13 protein-coding genes are annotated in these 17,514 nt (G+C 64.3%); 6 read left to right on the top strand and 7 right to left on the bottom strand.

Annotation, left to right across the window (positions count from 1 at the left end; all coding sequences use genetic code 11):
* The first annotated feature begins 80 nt into the window (after positions 1-80).
* From ACZYZ5_RS18525 to ACZYZ5_RS18535, 3 genes are all read left to right on the top strand, one after another.
* Complete coding sequence (locus tag ACZYZ5_RS18525) at positions 81-392, top strand: hypothetical protein (RefSeq protein WP_463903712.1); 312 nt, start codon at positions 81-83, stop codon at positions 390-392.
* A 203-nt stretch (positions 393-595) separates the two neighbouring features.
* A complete protein-coding gene (locus tag ACZYZ5_RS18530; protein ID WP_463903714.1) occupies positions 596-5,491 on the top strand; it encodes a helicase-like domain-containing protein in 4,896 nt (1,631 codons plus the stop codon).
* 120 nt (positions 5,492-5,611) lie between these two features.
* The gene (locus ACZYZ5_RS18535) at positions 5,612-5,902 is read left to right on the top strand and encodes a helix-turn-helix domain-containing protein (RefSeq protein WP_083266733.1); all 291 of its coding nucleotides are present in this window, start codon (positions 5,612-5,614) and stop codon (positions 5,900-5,902) included.
* Between the two features lie 334 nt (positions 5,903-6,236).
* Here ACZYZ5_RS18535 and ACZYZ5_RS18540 read toward each other — a convergent pair whose 3' ends face one another.
* On the bottom strand, positions 6,237-6,536 hold the full coding sequence (locus tag ACZYZ5_RS18540) for a hypothetical protein (protein ID WP_463903717.1): 300 nt from the start codon (positions 6,534-6,536) through the stop codon (positions 6,237-6,239).
* 222 nt (positions 6,537-6,758) lie between these two features.
* Between ACZYZ5_RS18540 and mobC the strand changes: the two genes are divergently transcribed.
* The 3 genes from mobC to ACZYZ5_RS18555 are packed head-to-tail and all read left to right on the top strand — an operon-like array spanning position 6,759 to position 10,032.
* On the top strand, positions 6,759-7,151 hold the full coding sequence (mobC, locus tag ACZYZ5_RS18545) for a plasmid mobilization relaxosome protein MobC (RefSeq protein ID WP_463903720.1): 393 nt from the start codon (positions 6,759-6,761) through the stop codon (positions 7,149-7,151).
* Between the two features lie 2 nt (positions 7,152-7,153).
* Complete coding sequence (locus ACZYZ5_RS18550) at positions 7,154-8,770, top strand: relaxase/mobilization nuclease domain-containing protein (protein ID WP_463903721.1); 1,617 nt, start codon at positions 7,154-7,156, stop codon at positions 8,768-8,770.
* 29 nt (positions 8,771-8,799) lie between these two features.
* The gene (locus ACZYZ5_RS18555) at positions 8,800-10,032 is read left to right on the top strand and encodes a hypothetical protein (RefSeq protein ID WP_463903722.1); all 1,233 of its coding nucleotides are present in this window, start codon (positions 8,800-8,802) and stop codon (positions 10,030-10,032) included.
* Positions 10,033-10,202: 170 nt separating this feature from the next.
* Here the strand turns inward: ACZYZ5_RS18555 and ACZYZ5_RS18560 are convergent, their stop codons facing one another.
* Genes ACZYZ5_RS18560 through ACZYZ5_RS18585 form a run of 6 tightly spaced genes read right to left on the bottom strand, consistent with a single transcriptional unit; the run spans position 10,203 to position 17,513 of the window.
* Positions 10,203-10,886 carry a hypothetical protein gene (locus tag ACZYZ5_RS18560; RefSeq protein ID WP_463903723.1) on the bottom strand — a complete coding sequence of 228 codons (684 nt, stop codon included), beginning with the start codon at positions 10,884-10,886 and terminating at the stop codon, positions 10,203-10,205.
* Positions 10,887-10,903: 17 nt separating this feature from the next.
* Positions 10,904-11,341, bottom strand: a complete 438-nt coding sequence (locus tag ACZYZ5_RS18565) for a DUF4913 domain-containing protein (RefSeq protein ID WP_463903724.1) — start codon at positions 11,339-11,341, stop codon at positions 10,904-10,906.
* Positions 11,342-11,355: 14 nt separating this feature from the next.
* Positions 11,356-13,128: a type IV secretory system conjugative DNA transfer family protein gene (locus ACZYZ5_RS18570; protein WP_463903725.1), complete on the bottom strand. Its 1,773-nt coding sequence runs from the start codon at positions 13,126-13,128 to the stop codon at positions 11,356-11,358.
* Positions 13,125-14,723 (bottom strand): putative type IV secretion/conjugal transfer ATPase, encoded by a 1,599-nt coding sequence (locus tag ACZYZ5_RS18575; protein WP_463903726.1) that lies wholly within the window; start codon positions 14,721-14,723, stop codon positions 13,125-13,127. Before ACZYZ5_RS18575 ends, ACZYZ5_RS18570 begins: the two co-directional genes overlap by 4 nt.
* Positions 14,723-16,231: an SCO6880 family protein gene (locus ACZYZ5_RS18580; RefSeq protein ID WP_463903727.1), complete on the bottom strand. Its 1,509-nt coding sequence runs from the start codon at positions 16,229-16,231 to the stop codon at positions 14,723-14,725. Before ACZYZ5_RS18580 ends, ACZYZ5_RS18575 begins: the two co-directional genes overlap by 1 nt.
* Positions 16,218-17,513, bottom strand: a complete 1,296-nt coding sequence (locus ACZYZ5_RS18585; protein ID WP_463903728.1) for a TrbL/VirB6 family protein — start codon at positions 17,511-17,513, stop codon at positions 16,218-16,220. Before ACZYZ5_RS18585 ends, ACZYZ5_RS18580 begins: the two co-directional genes overlap by 14 nt.
* Between the last annotated feature and the right edge of the window lies 1 nt (position 17,514).

The raw sequence follows: 17,514 nt of genomic DNA on the forward strand, positions 1-17,514 counted from the left end.
GGCACCGAGGAAATCTAAGAACCACATTGAGGGTCAGCTGAGTCTGGAGTCTTTGTGGGCCGAACCGGAAGAGGTAGTAAATGAACGAGCACGGCAGACACGCCATGGAAACTATGAAGAATCACGACCCGGAGAGCTTCGCACAGATAGCGGACCCCGAGACACACTTTTCGACCTTGGGCAGGGAGATCCAGGAAGCGATCGTGGCTCTGAGCGCAGAACTGATACCCATGCGCGGCCAGGAAGAGCCAATGGAGTTCATCGGGATGGTGAACATGGCCAAGCTGCGGGCACGCGAGATGGTGTATCAGGAGATGATCTACGCCAGCCTTCCCGCGGAGCCGGAGGAGATGGAGCCGGCCTACGGGGCCCAGGAGGACGAGGAGAGCTAGACACCGAACCTCAGCCGGCAGCGGTTGCGACGGCTGGACGGTTCCGCCCAGCATCCCAGGCCGACCTTGCGCCATCGGGACAGAAGGCCCGCTTCGCAGCAAACGTTGAAGCAATCCGCATCGTCCGGGAGCTGGAAGACCAGCAGAGGCCGGCCACCGAGGTAGAGCAGCGTTCCCTGGCGCGGTGGTCCAGCTGGGGAGCGGTGCCCCAGCTGTTCGATAAGACCGAATGGGCGGCCGAGCGCGCCCAGCTGCAGGAAGTCCTGAGCGAGCGCGAGTACGCCGCAGCGTCGCGGACCACGACGAACGCGTATTACACCGATGCCGCCCTAGTGAAGGAAATCTGGTCCGCCGTTGACCGGCTCGGCTTCACCGGGGGAGAGGTGCTGGAACCCGGATCCGGCGCGGGAACGTTCATTGGTTTCGCCCCGGAAAGCGCCCGGATGACCGGCGTGGAGCTTGATCCGCTGACAGCCTCAATTTCCCGGGGCCTCTACCCTGACGCGACGATCCGCAGCGAGTCCTTCGCGGACACCCCGATCAAGACCAACTCCTTTGACCTCGCCGTCGGCAACGTCCCGTTCAGCAAGAACACGCTTTACGACAAGACCCACAACGCCGACTCCCGGCACTCCATGCACAACCACTTCATCCTCAAGAGCCTGGCCGCTGTGAAACCGGGCGGCTACGTCGCCGTGCTGACCTCCAGCTTCACCATGGACGCAACCAACCCCACCTCGAGGCGGGAGATGAGTGCCATGGCGGATCTGGTGGGAGCCGTGCGTCTGCCCACCGGCGCCCACCGGCGAGCTGCCGGCACCGAAGCACTCACTGACCTGCTGCTGCTGCGCAAGCGCGAGCCGGGCCGGGAGCCTGCCAACACAGACTGGGAATCTGTCGGCCCCGTCATCATCGACGGCCGCAACGTGAAGATCAACAACTACTTTGATCTGAACCCGCAAAACATCCTGGGCCAGATCACCGTCGGGAACGGCATGTACGGGGAGGAAACCGTCAGCGTCAAAGCCGACGACCTCGCTGCTGTCCCGCAGCTGCTCGCCCAGCGGCTCGACGTCGTTGTCCAGGAAGCACTGGACCGCGGCCTGAACCACGCCCCTGCCGAGCCGGCCCCGGGGAAAACCCCGGTGGCTCTGCTGCCGGTCGCCGGGCAGCAATGGGACGGCACCATCACCGCCCAACCCGACGGAACCTTCACCATCACCCGCAGCGGGGAACAAGAAGATCTCCCCGTGCCCAAGAAGCATGCTGCAGAGATGCGGGACCTGCTGGGACTGCGCGACGGTGCACGGTCGCTGTTGGAAATGGAAGCATCGGACAACGAGGACACCCCCGAGCTGGAAACCCTGCGGGCTAATCTGACCGCCCGCTATGCCACCTATGTGGGCAAGTACGGGCCGGTGAACCGCTACACCGAATCGGTTCGCACGGATAAAGAGACCGGCGATGACATTGTCACCCGTCGCATAGCGCCTGCATTCCGGCTGCTGATGTCCGAGGACCCTTTCGGGGCGCTTCCCGGTGCTCTGGAAAAATTCAATGACGAAACGCAGACGGCGACACCGGCTGGCCTGCTTCAGCACCGGCAGGTGGTGGCCCGCAAGCCGCTCATGGGCGCGGACACCGTTGACGAAGCCCTCGCCATCGCCCTGGACACCTACGGCGCCCCAGAGCTGGAACAGATCGCGGACCTGCTGGGCGTCACGGAAGAGGAAGCCCGCGAGAAGCTGGGCACGCTCGTGTTCGATGACCCGGAAACCGGCGAGCTCGTCACAGCACCGGAATACCTGTCCGGGAACGTCCGGACCAAGCTCGAAGCTGCCCGTGCGGCAGCGGCCGAGGACGAGCGCCTGAGCGTGAACGTCACCGCACTGGAGGAAGTCCAACCGCCGAGGGTCGGCATGGAAGACGTCGAGGCGCGCATCGGTGCGGTCTGGATCTCCCCCGAGGAACACCAACGCTTCGTCCAGGACATCCTGGCCGATCCCAACGCCAGCGTGACCAGCGTCGGCAGCGGCATCTGGCGGGTCAAAGCCAACCGGGGAACAGTCCGTTCCACGAACGAGTGGGGAACGGGCCGCCGGCCGGCCCCGGACCTGCTGCAAAGTATCTTGGAACAAAAGAGCATTCAGGTCGAAGACAAGAACGAGGACGGCAAACCCGTCGCCAATCTCGAAGAAACCGAAGCGGCCCAGGAAAAGGCCGAGGCCCTGCAGGAACGCTTCGCCGAGTGGGTCTGGGAAGACCCCGAACGCGCCAGCCGGCTCATTGACGAATACAACCGCCGCTTCAACTCTTTGGCCCTGCGCGACTACACCAAGGAAGGCGGCCGCCTGACCCTTCCGGGGCTCGCTAAGTCCTTCACCCCGCACCCGCACCAGCGCACCGCGGTGGCTCGCATCATCTCCGAACCGGCTGTGGGCCTCTTCCACGAAGTCGGGGCCGGCAAGACCGCCGAAATGGTGATTGGAGCGATGGAACTCAAACGCCTGGGCATGGCCTCCAAGCCCATGGTTGTCGTCCCGAACCACATGCTGGAGCAGTTCACCCGCGAGTGGCTGGAACTGTACCCGCAGGCCCGCCTGCTCTCGGCAGGGTCCGATGACATCAAGACCAAGAGCGGAGACCTGTCCGCGCGCCGGCAGTTCGTGGCCCGCGCCGCGGCGAACGACTGGGACGGCATCATCATGACCCAGCAGGCCTTCAAGAGCATCGGCGTGAAAGCCGAAACCATTGAGGCCTACCAGGAGTCGATCATCGCCGACGTCCGGCAGACCATCGTCAACGCCCGGGCCGAAGGCGAAGACCGGACGACGGTGAAGAAGCTTGAAACGAAGCTCCAGGCCGAAGAAGAGCGCATGAAGAAGCTCATGGACACCGCGCCGGACCTTGGACTGACTTTCGAGGACACCGGGGTGGACTACCTGTTCGTGGACGAAGCCCACGACTATAAGAACCTGCGCACGGTCACCAACATCAAGGGCGCAGAAATCGCCGGGTCCATCCGGGCCACGGACATGCACCTGAAGCTCGAATACCTGCGCAGCACCCACGGGGAACGCGTCGTTACGATGGCGACCGGCACACCGATTGCCAACTCCATCACCGAAGCCCACGTCATGCAGCGCTACCTGCGCCCGGACCTGCTTCAGGCTGCCGGTGTGGAGAACTTCGACGTCTGGGGAGCGACATTCGGGGAAACCGTCACCGCCATCGAGATGGACGCCGGAGGCCGGCTGAAGAACAAGCCGCGCTTCGCGAAATTCAAGAACGTCCCCGAGATGCTGCGGTCCTTCCACGTCTTCGCCGACGTGAAGCTCTCCGAAGACCTGACCTACCTCGAAAAGCCGGACCTCGCCCGCCGGCCCGGAGACGGGGAACGGCAGCCGGAACTGGTGCTGATCCCGCAACCGCCCGAACTGGCCGAATACATGAAGGGCCTCGCGGACCGGCTGGATTCCCTCTCCGGCTGGGCTGAGAAAGGCGCGGACAACGCCCTAAGTGTCTACAACGACGGCCGCAAAGCCGCCCTGGACCTGCGCATGGTCGGCATCGAACCCGAATCCGGGACGAAGCTGGACCACGTGGTCGCCAAGACCCTGAAAGTCTGGGAGGAGAACCGGGAGAACGAGTACGAAACCAGCTTCGAATCCGGGATCCCTTCGGCGAACAAGGGTGCGCTGCAGATCATCTTCTGCGACCTCAGCACACCATCCAAGAACACCGGTACCGACGGCAAACCGGTCTGGACCGCCTACCAGCAGATCAAGGACCAGCTCGTTGCCGGCGGCATCCAGGCAGAGCAGATCCGGTTCATCCAGGACGCGCCCAAGCCCGAGCAGAAAGCCCAGCTCTTCGCCCAATGCCGCACCGGCGAAGTAGCCGTGCTGATCGGCTCCACCGCCATGATGGGGACCGGCGCCAACGTCCAGCTCCGCGCCAAAGCGATCCACCACGTCACGTGTCCCTGGCGGCCCGCTGACCTGACCCAGCGCGACGGGCGCATCATCCGTCAACGGAACGCCAACGCGGAGGTCCACAACTTCCAGTACGCCACCGTCGGCAGCTACGACAGTGCCGCCTGGGATGGGATCCAGCGCAAGGCCACCATGATCCAGCAGGTCCTTCGCGGACGACTCGATATCCGCGAGATCGAGGACGTTGGAGACCTTGCCCTGAACGCTGCCCAGATCAAGGCAGCGACCAGCGGCAACCCGCTGGTGATGGAGAAGATCGAGGCCGACGCCGCCCGGACCAAACTCGAACGGCTCAAACGAGCCCACGAGAAAGGACAGAGCACCCTCTCCTGGACACGGGCCGCCGCCGAAACCAGCATCACCAAAGCCGAAAGCAAGCTGCCCGCATTGCAGGCCGCTCTCCCGCGCATCACCCCGACGGCCGGGGATGCCTTCACCGCGACCATCGGCGGCAAGAGCTACACCAAACGTCCGGAGGCCGTCACGGCTATCTCTGAATGGGTCCGTACCCACACACCGGAGTACGGAAATTACTACCGCCAAAAACAGGACCACGGCACGATGGCCACCCTCGGCGGCCACGAGCTGCAGGTCCGAAACGCGGCCGACGACTCCCGGCTCGGCTCTTACCAGGACCTCGCTGTCACCCTCAAAGACGTGCCGGCACCACCGCTTGTCTTTACCCGACTTGAGCTGTTGGAAGGAAGTGCCGGGATCATCACCCGGCTGGAAAACAAAGTAGCGGGGCTTCCCGATTACGAAGCCCAGCTGCGCCAAACCATCACGGACAAACAGGCGGTGCTTGCCGACGTCGAGAGCCAGGCCGGGAAACCGTTCAAGTACGAGGCCAAACTTGTCACCGCCCGCGCGAAGTGCGCGGAATTGGACGGGCAGCTCAGGGCCTCCATTGAGCCACCGAAGCAGAACTCCGCCGACGCGCCTGACGTTGCGGATGTCGTCGATCCTGCACTGGCACGCTTTAGAAAGCTTCACGACGCCAGCTTCCCTACAGGCCCCAGCCCCAGCCGGCCATCGCCGGCGTCAACCCAGGCGCCTTCAACCAGACATCCACACCACGAGAGAAGCGGAGGGCTGGAACGATAGATCATCCTTCCGTCAAGAGCTGGGCTGGAATGACTCCGGAAGCTCCACGGCGGCCGGATCCCTCTGCCGCGGACATCGCGCCAGGGACGAACTGCAACACCGGAACGAGGTGGACTGAGAATGCCGAAACGGACAGAGGACGTGACCGAGGAACCTGCGTCGACGACGGTACCGGTGTTCCCCAGGATGCTGACCCTGGAACAAGTTCAGGAGGTCCTGAACGTCAAAAGTGCACTGGTCTATTCGCTCGTTCGCAGCGGTGAGCTCCCCGCCGGGCAGTTCGGTGGACGGGGTGTGTGGAGGGTCCGGGAAAGTGACCTCGCGGCGTACATCGAGGCCGCGTTCGCGAAGACCGCAGAGCGCATCGCGGCCGGTCAGATCAAGGATGACGACGTCACCGCGGAAGACTAAAAGAACACGGTTACGACGAAGGCCGGTTCCCCGAAGGTGCCGGCCTTCGTCGTATCTGCCCACCGGAGCCGCATCTGGTCTATGGCTGAAAAGAGCCAGCCACAACGCTCTGCCGACGTCGGAAGCGGAATGTCTTGGACCATGGGAAACGTTGCCGTTGGTGACCGGCCCGTTTCCAGGCTGTGCATGGCCGCCGGTCTCGCTGGTGAGGTGCGAGTCAGTGGTTTCCTGGCGGTTGTGTACAGCCGGTCAGCTGGGTCCCGTCGTCCCCATGTGTGCGGGAAAAGCAGCGGAGCGATTGGGCTTTTGCCGTGCCCCTGGGGGCGAGGGGCTACTACTCAGGTCCGCCGGCAGCCGGAACGGACTCCTGCATGGCCTTCCGACCACGCGGACGCCCGCCGGCCTTCTTGGCCGGAGCGTCCAGACCGAAGCCCCGCAGGTCGGATTCGGTCCAGTCTGCGCGCAACGCTGCCTGATAGTCCTTGGCGTACTTCTGCTCTGCTGCGGCAAGCAGCTGGGCAGCCTCCTGGACCTCAACTCCGCTGGCGGCGGCCCTCTTGACGGCGTTCACTTTGGTGTCCCTGGCGGCGTCGATCTTCGCGGTGGCCTTAGCGGCAATGTCGTTGATATCCATACCCAAACCCTACCGGCCATCGCTGACACCCGGGAGGAGGTTTTCGGGGACCAAGCGCGAAAGGCGAAAAAACCCCTAAAGATGGCCGTCCGGAGCAAGCTATACACTTACACGGGTGTAAGTGGCTTGTCGGGCTCGACACTGGCGGTCGAGTGCGGCACACTGGTCAGTGTGGTCCCCGGTTCCGGGGTCGCTGCGCTGGCCTTTGAAGGGATGGATTGAATGTCGGATGAGGGATTCACTCACCGTTTCAATCTGTCGCGCCGACGCCGGGAGAACTCTCCCGCCGGCAGCAAGAAGCGCCGTGACCTGTGGGTCACTGTTGAAGAGGAAGCCGCGCTTGTCGCGAGGGCTGAACGGGAGAAAGTCACTGTCCCAAACCTGCTGCTGACATCGGCATTGTCCGAGGTGCAGGAGACGACTACCGAACGGCGTGCCGCCATCGCGGAACTGATGTCCCTGCACAATCTGCTGGCCCGTTCCTCCAACAACATCAACCAGCTCGCACGCCAGGCCAACGCCACGAGCGAGTTCCCCGCCGAGGCGCACCAAGCCCTGAAACATATCCGCTCCGTTGCCATGCGCATCGACGACGCCATAGACGGGCTGATGTAGGGATGATTCCGAACATCACCCGCGGTTCGCGCATGGGCGGGCTCATGGTTTACCTCGCTTCCACGGATGCGAACAAGACCAAGAACGCACACTCCGATCCGCGCCTGGTAGCCGGTGACGCTGCGATCATGGCGTGGTACGACGACGGCGTCCTGGACCGTGATGATGCCCTGGCAATCGCCAAGCATCTGGACCGTCCGCGCAAGGCTTATGGCGTATCGGTTCAGATCAAAGACATGCAGTGGGACGCGGCCAAGAAAGAGCGCGTCCACGTCGGATACAAGGACGCCAGCGTGTGGCACTGCTCGCTGAGCCTGCGCGCCGAAGAAGGCGCCCTGACGGATCAGCAGTGGGGCGATATCGCCAACGATTTCGTGGACTCCATGGGCTTCACCGAAACCAGCGGCAAGGCGCGCTGCCGGTGGGTCGCGGTCAACCACGGCACGAGTGAGAACGGCAACCACCACATCCACTTGGCCGTCTCCCTGGTCCGCGAAGACGGCACCAAGGCATCCACCCACGGCGACTACAAGAGGGCTCAGGAATCGTGCCGTGAGCTGGAAGTTAAGTACGGGCTGGAACAGCTCTCCACCGTGCACGCCACCCGAGGTTACGACCGGGCCGAGAAGGCCACTGCTGTCCGGGACGAGCGGGAAATGCACCGCTCCTCTTTGGCCCGGAAAGTCCGCGCCAGCGCCAGCTCCTCGGCGACCGAAGGTGAGTTCGTCAGGCGTGCCCGTGACACCGGGATGCTGGTTCGTCCGCGCTATGCGAAGAACACCACCGACGTCATCGTCGGGTACTCCGTGGCCGAACGCCCGAAGCAGGGTGAACGTCCTATCTGGTTCGGCGGCGGCACCCTCGCCTCCGACCTGAAGCTCGGTGCTTTGCGTGAAGAGTGGATGGACTCACCGCAGCTGGCAACCGAGGCCGCAGCGGAGTGGAACGCAGCGGCCCGCAACAGGCGCACCGTGTCCAGGACCGGCCCCGAGAACGGAACACCCCCGGCGGAAATGTGGGTCGAGTACACCCGGAACGCGACCGCACTCGTTGAGCAGCTGCGCACACTGCCCCGGGATGATCACGCCACCTGGGCTAAAGCAGCGCGAGAGGTATCCGGCGCGTTCGCGGCATGGTCCCACCGGCTCGAGCCGACGCCGGGTCCGCTGGCGGCCACCGCCGCCGAGCTGTCCCGCACCGCCCAGCTCCGGGCACCACGGCAGCACAGCAAGCCTGTCGCTCTGCCGTCCATTGCCGGCACTGCCATGTTGTTCATGGCCGCGTCCAGCAAGAGCAAGACGGCCGCACAATCGGCGCTCATGCTGCAGCTGGTGAACACTGCCTTCGCCATCCACGAAATGCACCAACAGTCCGGACGAACCCGTGAAGCGCAGCGGCTCCGGGCCGTCGTCACAGAGCAGCTGAAACCGTTCGCGGCCACCATGCCCCGCCCGGTCTCCGTCGGTGCCCCGGAACAGGCAGCGGCAACGAACTCCGTAGAACTTGGACTGCGCGGCATGGCGCCCATCCGTCCAGGGTCAGCGGTACCGATCACACCAACGCCGGCCAAAACCCACCAGCGCACGGGCCGGGAGTCCGGCCCCGTACTGGACCGATAACGACCACCACCAACTGCAAGGGGAGCACGATGAGTGAATCTGACGGAATGGACGAATTGCTGGACGGCGGAATGCGGCAGTCCCTCATGATCGCGTCCCGCATTGCCGAGACGCTGGCCCGTCGCCGGCAGGAGTCCCAACGGCAGCAGGAACACCAGGATGCCCAGACAGCGCACGAAGCGCAGGCCCGCCTCACGGCAGACCGAAGCGCAGCGCGTGCGGCGCTGGCACAGGTAAATAAGGACCAGTGGTGGGACAAGGCCCAGCCCCACGACATCGCCACGGCGCACGCCATCGCTGAAGGCTGGAAGGACCACGATCCGACCGCCCTCGCGGCCTCGGAAAAGATCCGACAGGAAGTCTTCACGCGCTACGGCATCGACACCCGCGAGGCCGGCAAGGACTCTGGATACCTGGAGTCAGATATCCAGAATGCCGCGACGGACAAGGCCCGTCAGGACGCACTGGAACGCAGCCAGGAAGAGACACGTACGGCGGCCGCCGAACACGAGAAGGCCATGGGCCTGCTCGCTGCCGCCCGCGCCGAAGAACTCCGCGCCCAGGCCGTGACGCTTGCCCCGGAAATGGAACGCCACCAGGTGCCAGCCGAATACCTTGCCAACCCCGAGCTGGCCCAGGCGCTGCAGACCGCTCACACTGCTAAGACCCCTGCAGCAGTGGCGGCCGCGGACGCCACGGTGCAGGAACGCCTGTTCCTCATCGGCAAGGACGGCATCAACGGTCCCGACATCGACCAGCTCCGCAAAGAAACCACCTCGAACATCAACGGCGCCGCAGATTCGCACTTCGAGGATCCCGCGTTCGTGAAAGCCGCCAAGGACATGCACGAAGCCAAACTCCTGGCAGAGGGAGGCTTCACAGGGTCCGAAAGGACGCCCGTGGAACAGCGGTACGAGCAAGCCGAAAAGGAACTCTTCGCCCGCATGGAAAGCGTCGGCCGCGAGATCGAGAACCGCGTCACCGGCAACCTCAGCCGCCGGTTCAAAGACCAGGGGCTTAAAACGGAAAGCACGTCAGCAAACGACTACGGCTCAGCGGAACGCCAGGAAGCCTTCGCCGCATCCCTCGCCGGCACAGGTGCGAACGCAACCCAAGTCCGGGGACGCGCCGCCGCAGAACGCAGCGAAGGCACACACCCCCGCGCAGCCGTCACCATGGGCAAGGGCGCAGCCAAAGCCAAGAAGACCCGCACAGGGGCAGCCGTAGGCGCTGAACGGGCCAAGAGTGGCCCTGCCCGGTAAGGTCCGGGATGCGAAAAGGGAGACCGCCTGGTGGCGGTCTCCCTTTTTCGTGTTGTCTATGTCCTTGGCTGGTTCATACGCCTGCCGAGGTAGCTGCCCTCCAACAGGGCGGACCGCCGCCGCTTTCGCTATCCGGATGGTCCTCCTGGTTGTTGATTCAGGTCAGCCGCTTAATGGCCGGGAGGTTTGCCGATACGCCACACGATCGATCGATAGCGCTGGAGCTGCAGGCTAGACGGGATCAGGGTACTAGCGATTTTCTCCGGCGGCGTTGGTAGTAGCTTCGCCAGACTCTTGGGACCTTGGTAATTTCCAGCTTTGTCTACGACTGGATAAGTGCGGGGTCTTGAGTACTTACGTTCGTTCGGCGGTTGCAGAAGTCGTACCTGTCGCCCTCGGAGACTTGCGAGGGGCAAGTCGTTGATGCGTTTGGCGACCCATGATGCTGTGCCCGCTAGCACGAATAAGCACTCCGCTGACTCAGATTGCTCCTTGACTAGCATCAACCTGCAGAGATCGTAAAAGATATTGTCCGTAGAAGCGTGGGCAGAATCAGCCCACTTTGCTTCAATACAGAGGCTTTGGCCTGCAGCAGCCTTCCAAGGTTGGACGAAAAAATCGACTTCGCGCGGCCGGCCACGGAGCTTCTGCCCAACCTGGGGAATCGCAGCGATGGCTGGATGAGGATAGCCCTGCTTCATTGAATGTGTTGAGTCGATATTGGCAGAGACTATCTGGGACATGACGGAGTGAAGGTAGCTCTCTTCAAAGTCGCCCGCTTTTTGGCAAGCGTATTCGTATTCCAGCCGAGCCGCGATCCCGTTAGTCAGCCGTTTACCAATATCTTTACGCACTCGGCAAGCCTATGCGCTTACGCGGGATGATTTCGTACGTCTGGGAACCAACCCGCAGGGGCTTTTTTGGGCTCCAGGTGGTCAGGTTCTCGGTGTTCTTTCATGTCGCAGTTGAAGAACGGCCCTTGTGGATTCAGCAGGACGCCCATGTGGTGGTCTGCATGGTCCCGCCACCAGACGCTCATGCCGGTTGCCGGGTCGAGGCGCAGGTGCTCCCAGGAACGCCACAAGGCCGCTACGCGGGAGACGGCTTCGGGGTGGAAGTACCACTCGATGCACCACTTCGCGGTCTTGCCGGTGACGCTGCGGACGTAGGTGGGCAGCAGCTGCTCGTGAAGGAACTCTTCGGCCGTGCCGTAGACGAGCTCCGGTGCCTTTTCCGGTTTGCCGTCTTCGCCTGTGCCGGGGTTGGGGGCGGGCGTGTTCGTATCGAACAGTCCGAAATCATCTGCCATGGCTGATTGCTTCCTTACCCGGTGACCCAGGGATTAGCGACCGGAGCGGAGGGCACCAGGACGGCCTCCGGTTCCTCCGGGCGGGGGCTGTACTTCTTGATGGAGGCCTCCACGGCGTCCTTGTGCCGGCCGGTGTACCAGGGCATGGTCCGGACCAGTGTGGCCGGTGCACCGGAGGCGAGGACCACGGCGCGGCCGCGGTCCAGTTCCGCGAGGTTGGAGACATCGAAGATGCGTTCCTTGCCTTCCTGCCGGGAGCGGCTGGAGCCGGACTTGCCGGAGGAGACGGAGACGTTGGTGTAGCTGTAGTCCCCGATCAGGTCCGAGAGCGCCCGGAGGAAACCTTCCTCAGCGACGCCGCCGCCGTAGACCTTGACGTTCGCGGCCGACCAGATCTTCCGCATGTTCGCCTCGCCCCAGAGCTCGACGCCCTGGGACCAGGACTGCAGGATGCCCATGACGATCAGGCCCTTGGACCCGTAGTGGCTGAACTGATCCGGCAGGGCTGCCCAACGGACGACGTTGGCCAACTCATCGAGGGCGAACAGCGCAGGTTTGGGCAGACGGCCGCCACTGCGTTCGGCCCGTTCCTCCATCGCCTCAGCGATCGCCACCGTCAACGCTGTGGTGAGCGGGGAAGCGGAGCCGGCCCCTTCCTTGGAGAGGATGTAAATCGTCTCCTGGGAGGCAGCGAAAGCGTGCGGGTTGAACTGCCGGCGAGCATCCGTGGCCACCGTCGCGCCACCCATCGGAGCGACCCATCGCAGCGTGTTCCTGGACTTGAGGCACTGGATCATCTTCTCGGCGGTGCCGAAGATACCGTCGCGCTGTTTGTCGGCGAGTTCCAGCGTGGACTCCAGGCCCTTGTACTGCAGCTCGTAGTCATGCTCTTTCAGGATGTTGATCGGTTCCCGGTTCACCTGCTCAGTCACCCACAGGTAAACCTGCGTGATGGGAAGCCCACCCAGCGCGGCCGCGAGGAAGTACGAGGAGAGAATGTCCTCGGCTTTAGGGTCGAAGTAGGCATCCGGCTTGGACCCCGGAACACGCGAACCGACTGAAAAGTGCTGCGTGAGCTTGTACGCCTTCTCTTCGTCCGTGACATAGGAGAGTGGGTTCCACCACCACTGTGCTTCTTCCTGCGCGATCTTCTGCGGATCGAACACCCACACCGGGCCGGTTGCCTCGCGGACGCCCCGGGTGCCGTCCACCACGTCGCGCTTGTTCGAGGTCGACACCACAGCACCCGGCGCGTCCAGGATCGCGGGCATCACCCGTGAGGTGGACTTACCGGTCCGGGGACCCCAGATATCGAGGCTGAGGTCTTCCCAGGACTGAATGAACGTCTGGCCGGTGGAGACAACCTTGCCCACCACGATGCCCGGCGTTCCTGTCACGCCCAGCCGATCCGCCGTCGCTTTCGCGCCCTTCTCGGAGAACGCAGCCAAGGACTTCCCTCGACCCAGGTGCCGGGCGGCCTTATCTACCCGGGCACGCTTGGACGCACCCTTCCTCCAAGCCACGAGCACGACGACGGCCAGGACCAGAACCACTCCGGCCATGACGGCGGCCGCGACGGTGGACTGGACGGGCCACGGCACGCGGCCCTTGACCAGCCCGGCGATCAGATCAATTGGATGCTTGGGGGGTGAGTCGATGCCGGCCATCCAGGATCCCAGGTGGGCGGCCGCGTAGGTCCCGCCACCGAAGATGACGATGAAGCCGATGGCGAACCAGACCAGCAGGGCATCCCCGAGGCCCATTCCTTTACGGTTCGGTGCGCTCACAGCGTGCCTCCTTCAAGGGGTACGTCAGGGGTCATGGGCTCGAGGAGGGTTTCCGGGGTTTCACGCCACTTCCCCTCGGTGTCGTTGACTCCATCCGGGCCTTGCTCCAAAGATGTCAGTCCCACCAGGACCGGGATCCCGGGCCGGCCGCCGACCTTGATCAGGAACTTCCCACGTCCGGGAGGTTCGACGTCGAGCCCGCGGGAGTCCCAAGCGGGCGGGTCCTGCCAGGAGATGAGCTTCTGCTGCTCCTGCCGGGACAGCGGAATGGCCGAGGTCAGCAACGGCATCTCGGAGGCCGGGAGGCCACCGCAGATCACCATGCCGGAGCGTTCCACGAAGCCGCGGGCCTTCATCCGGTCTTCTTCCGCCGGCAGCGCCAGCAGGTCGGACATGGTGTGGGAAATCATGATCTGCCCGACACCGACGGATCGGTTCAACCGGGTCAGGGCGTCCACCCGGTCCACCATGCCTTTACCGGCGCGCAGCGCCCGCCACAGCTCATCCAGGACGACGAAGTAGTTCCGGCGCGGTTCCAGCCCGGCGTCCGCGAGGGCGTTGGCGACGTTGACGGTGCCGAAGCCGTAGGACCAGCACGCGAGCAGAATGGCAGCTTGGAGGTCGGTTTCGGTTTCGTCAATGCTGGAGACATCGAAGACCACGGCGCGGTCGCGCATCATGGGGTTGGTGGTGTGCCGGGAAAAGATTTCTCCGAGCTTTCCGCCTCCGGTTAGGCCCAACAGGGTTGCTTCCAGCGCCCGGGTTTCCTGCAGGTAGACGTTCATGTCGCCGCGGTCCAGTGCAACCTGGCGCAGTTCATCGGGTGCGGAGATGATCACGTCGAGCAGGTCTGTCAGGACCGGGACGCCGTCGAACCGGTCATCGAGGACCCGCAGGGCACGGTCCAGGATGGTCTGTTCCTGATCGGTGGGCGGGTTGTTCCGGCTGATGGTGATCAGGGAGACGACCATGGTCAGGCGCCGGCCGTGGGCGTCGGCGCGGACCCGGGCGGCGTCCTCGTGGTGGCCGCTGTCTTCGAGCAGCTGCGCGGCTTCGACGGCCTGGCCGGGATCGAGGATGTTCAGGTAGCCGACGCCGCGGCCGAGCTTGATGACCTGGCCGCCGAGTGCCTGGACTGCTTTGACGTGCTCGCCTTTGAGGTCCCCCAGGATCAGCGGGTGGACGCCCTGTGCGGAGAGTCCGATGAACATCCGGCGTACTACGGTGGACTTTCCCAGCCCCGGCTTGCCCAGGATGAACGCGGAAGGGTTGGAAATCAGGCGTGCCCGCTGGAACCAGCTGATGGGGTCGCAGCAGACCGTGGCTTGGGTTTCCTCATGGCGTCCGAGAGGGACGCCGATCATGGGAGAGGACGCCCCCGAGGAAAACGGCCATAGCCCGCAGACCTGGACCGTGGTTCCCCGGTATTCCTTCACGGACGGGACGAGCTGGGCCATGCCGCCGCCGCGTCCGGTCCAGCCCCGGGCAGATGGCCCGGGCTGGCGGGCTTCCTTCTCAGCCTTCTTCTTCGGCGCGGCCTTCACCGGTGCTGCAGTTTTCCTGGCAGGGCGGGTGAAGAGTTTCATGCGGGCCATTACAGGGCGTCCTTGATTTCGGAGGGCAGGAGGCTGTGCTTGGGAAGGACCAGCCCGAGGGGCAGGGACGCGGCGAACGCGGTGTCCTGGGTGCCATAGGCCCGGCGCAGCAGCACCCGGGCTGTGCCGGAGGTCTGTTCCACGGCGGCCACGGCATCGGCGAGGCGTTCCTTGTCGGTCACGGTGGCCGTGACGACCATGCCGAAGTTCACCAGTCCGGCGCCCTGAGCTTCTTCCTGCGCGGTCTGCACGGCGGAGCGGGCATCGACCAGGGCCCGGGCGGACGGGCGGTTTCCGGAGGTGATGCGGACGTTGGCGTTGTTCTGGTCCCGCTCCACCACGGCCGCGGCACGGGCCGAATCCATCGGTCGGTACAGCAGCGAGATCCGCTTGCGGTCAATGTCCCCGTGCGGGGCCAGCAGCCGGGACAGGACCGAGGAGTTCACCGAACCGCGCGGGGCACCTGTCATGGTCCATGAGACTGAGAAGGCGCTGTCGTGCCGGTAGTCATCCCAGCTCGCCTGCGTCGCGGAGGGTCCAACTTCGCCCCAGGTCAGGGATACCGGGGAGCCGGCGGCGTGCGCTTCGTCAATGATCAGGGCAGCGGGCGGATCGTAGGCGATCCGGACGACCTCGCAGAGTTCCTGCGCGGACATGGGCCGGGCGATCCCGGCGCCGGTGGACTGCAGCCGGGCCGACAGCCCGGGGATCCGGGAGGCGAGGTCGCGGGCTACATCTTCAGGTGTGCGCTTCTTCGATCCGGCCCGCAGGGAGGCGTTGAAGGACAGGGAGACCCAGGCCCGGACCGTGGCCGAACCTTCCGGATACGTGTCGATGACCTCGTTGAGGACATTCTTGGCAAAATCCGGTGCGTTCGGGTCGATGTTCATGGTGACCTCATTGCGGAGCCGGTAGCCGGAATCCGGTGCGGTCTCGACCGTTACGGCGGCGGCGTCCAGGCCCGCTTCGTCTCCGAGGCCGGCGAGCCAGCCGCCCCAGTTCGCCACCCACGCATCGACCTGTTCCGGGTCCACCAGGGAGGCACCGTCGGGTTCGGTGGAGAAAATCACGGTGTAGTGGCTGGTGGAAGGCACATGCAGCAGTGCGAACGGGCGCTTGTAGGAGTCGGTGAATTCGTACAGGGTGGACTTCGCCGCGAGGCCGGGCAGCTGGTACATGCCCCACTCCGTGACACCGAGGGGGCCGGAACGGTAGAGATTCGTTCCGGAGGACTTGGAGAGCCGGAAGCTCATCCGTGTTCCGAAACGGTCAACAACGGACTGGCCGTGCTTGTCCTTGACCGTCAGCAACAGGGCACTGGCCCCGGCCACGGCCAGGACTGCAAGGCCCGGGAACAGGCCCCAGATTGCGAAGCTGATGATGCCCAGCAACAAGCCGGCCATGACAATGCCGGTGCCGATAGCTCCGAGGTTGCCCAGCCCGGCAGAGCGCGGGACGCGCCAGTTGCCGTAGGACGGTTCCTTGTATTCGGTATTAATTGCTGCCACTGGGGCCCTCCCCGGTTGAATCCTGCGCGGTCTGTTGTGCGGCCTGAGAAACCTTGGATGCTGCTTGTGCTCCTACGGCGACGGCCATGCCAGCCGGGCCGGCGGCCTTCGCCGCACCCGCCGCGGCACCGCCACCGGCAGCAGCTCCTGCCCCAGCTCCGGTAGTGCCTGCTGCGCCGGCCATGGCGCTGGTGGCCCCGCCCGGACCGGTAGCCCCGGGCGTCGGCTGGCCGCCATTTCCCTTCGGGCCAGGCGTTCCATTGCTGCCCTTCGGGGATGCGCCTGACTGGTTGCTTTGTGTACTTGCCGGTGTCGGGGCGGCGTTGCCCTTACCGCTGCCGCTGCGGCCCATGGATACGGCGCCGGTTGCCATGGCCCCCACGGCGGCTCCTGCTCCCGCTCCCCCGCCGGAGGCGACGGCCCCGACCATCGGCGTCACGAAGCGCATCAGCGCCGGCAAAGCGAACAGCGCGACGATCATCAACGTGAAGCCGGTGATGGAAGTGATCAATGAATCCTTCCCACTGTTGTTACCCATGAGGAGGAATGCGACCGAGTAAACGATGGCTGCCGCAGGTTTGTAGAGGATGAACGCGATAGTCCAGCCAACTGCTTTCTGGAACCACTGCCTCCCCATCTCGGTGTTGGTGAAGGCCGCGGTGGTGGGCAGGATGCCCGCCAGGATCACCAACATGCCGCTGCGGACCACCATCAGAACGACCTGGACGAGGGAGGCAATCAGACCGATCAGTCCCAGAACGATGAGGATGAACACGCCGATCCCTGTCTGGCCGGTCACGACCAGGAGGCTCATCGACTCGGCAAAGCCCTTACCGTCCGTGGATCGGTCGATGATGGCGGCCGAGAAAGCATCAGCAGCGATCACCAGGATCGAGATGACGCCCAGACCAAGGCCCGAGACCAGGGCCAGCGTAATGAGGGACCGGAGTAGATCCTTTAGTGGTGCTCCGCGTTGTTCCCAGATCATTCGGATGCCACCGAGAATGACCGCGAGGACAGCCAGCGTCAGAGTCCAGAGCATCAATTCGCTGTTCACCATGGAGACGATGGGACTTGGCGTTGCGCCGTCGGAGCTGGCCAGGTTCACCGTGGGCATGGACACCCAAAAGGTCGACAGCGTCGTCACCATCTGGCTCATGCCCTCCATGATGGCCTTGGCGAGATTATGGATGGCGTCGTCTGCAATTCCCGCCGCGATATTGCTGGCACCTGCTGCGGCCCAGCAGGCCCCGTCCCAGACTTCACATGCCTTATCTGCCATG

The sequence above is a fragment of the Pseudarthrobacter ribosi genome (assembly GCF_055412865.1).